Here is a 1,753-nt window from a genome sequence, read left to right as displayed (position 1 = left end):
CCTAGATCAACAGCAGGCGTAGATGCAAAGTTTACTTTTAATGGACTAGAAACAACACGAGCATCTAATACATTCACTATAAATGGATTTGAAGTATCGCTAAAGCAAAAAACGGATTCTCCGGTGACGTTTAGCTCATCCACAGATACTGATAAGGTTCTAGATTCAGTAGTAGAATTCGTCAATGACTATAACGAAATGATTGAAAAACTGAACAGCAAAATCAAAGAAAAACAATTCAAGTCCTTCCATCCATTATCGGCTGAAGAAAAAGCCGATATGAAAGAAAAGGAAATTGAACTTTGGGAAGAAAAAGCCAAGAGTGGTACCTTAAAGGGCGATCCAGCACTTTCTTCTATGTTAAATAATTTACGTTCTATTATGAGTAGCACTGTTACCTCTACTGATAAAGATGGAAAAGAAATCAATATCAGTCTGAAAGATTTAGGGATTGAAACAACGAGTAATTATTTAGACAACGGTAAATTGACAATCAATGAAGATACGCTTCGTGCGAAAATTTCGGAAAATCCAAACGCAATCTATGATTTAATCGGTAAAAGCAATACGGATCCTAAAAAGGGAGGAATTGCACAACAATACCGCACTGAATTACAAGACGCACAAAAGAAAATCACAGTAAAAGCAGGTAGTTCTACTGCTGTCAACGATACGTTTGCTCTTGGTCGTTCTTTGAAAAACATGGACAAACAAATCGAGCGCTTTGAAAGTAAGTTAAAAATGATGGAAAGTCGTTACTGGAAACAGTTTAACGCAATGGAGCAAGCTATCCAGCGTGCGAATTCACAGTCTGCTCAGTTGATGAGTTCACTTGGCGGCGGCATGTAACGCAACTTAGCTAGAAAAAGGAGAATGACATACATGGCTACTAACAACCCTTATGCAGCATATCAAACGAATACGGTGACGACTTCAACGCCTGGTGAGCTAACTTTAATGCTTTATAACGGATGCCTTAAATTTATTCAGCAAGGGAAGATGGAGCTGGCTAAAGGTAATTTGGAGCAAAAAAATATTGCGATTCAAAAAGCACAAGCGATTGTGACTGAATTGATGCTGACATTGGATACATCCTATGACGTATCCAAAAACATGCTCGTTCTGTACGAATTCGTTAATAGTCGCTTGATCGATGGCAATATCCAAAATGATCCAGCGATGTTTGAAGAAGCGGCAGGAATTATTACAGAATTCCGCGATACGTGGAAACAAGTAATCCAGATTAATCGTTCGAAACAATACTCGAACGTGAGTGAGATATGATCCGACCTGCCATGACGATGTGGCGTGACCGTTCTCTTCAATTGATTGCGCTTGTACAGGTAATAGATGAAGAAAAGCGTGATGAAGTCATCGAGCAAATCGACAAGATACTGAATGAACGTGATCTGTTGCAGTCACAAATAGTCCAGCCTTTCACAGCGGAAGAAGATGAATTTGGTGAGGAATTAATTCGTTTGGAGAAAGATGTACAGACTAGTCTGGAACGCTTCACACATACGATTCGCACAGACATTTCACAATCCCAAGCCAAAAAAGAAAACATGAATAGCTATGTAAATCCATATGGTAAGATGTCTCAAGACGGTGCCTATTTTGATTCGAAGCACTGATGACCGGAAGAGAGGAATCTCTTTCGGTTTTTTTACATATAGGTATTCAAAAGAAAGGAATAATCCTATGCGTTATAATCGCCATGATTACTTTCGTTACTCGTTCAATCCCTACATAC

Annotated in this window: 3 protein-coding genes; all 3 read left to right on the top strand. The window is 38.8% G+C overall.

The genetic code is table 11. From position 1 onward, the window contains the following. The coding region (gene fliD, locus CVD27_RS20210; RefSeq protein WP_180960379.1) for a flagellar filament capping protein FliD at positions 1–849 on the top strand (849 nt) is incomplete at its 5' end. A gap of 33 nt (positions 850–882) precedes the next feature. Next, the gene (gene fliS / locus CVD27_RS20205) at positions 883–1,284 is read left to right on the top strand and encodes a flagellar export chaperone FliS (RefSeq protein ID WP_085133016.1); all 402 of its coding nucleotides are present in this window, start codon (positions 883–885) and stop codon (positions 1,282–1,284) included. After that, entirely contained in the window at positions 1,281–1,634 is a 354-nt protein-coding gene (locus CVD27_RS20200) for a hypothetical protein (protein ID WP_101649876.1), read from the top strand. Before fliS ends, CVD27_RS20200 begins: the two co-directional genes overlap by 4 nt. Positions 1,635–1,753: the final 119 nt, after the last annotated feature.

The organism is Neobacillus cucumis (genome assembly GCF_002860255.1).
GTDB classification, from domain to species: domain Bacteria; phylum Bacillota; class Bacilli; order Bacillales; family Cytobacillaceae; genus Neobacillus; species Neobacillus cucumis_A.
The sequence above is the reverse complement of the archived record's forward strand: the minus strand, read 5'-3'. Positions and strand labels throughout refer to the sequence as shown.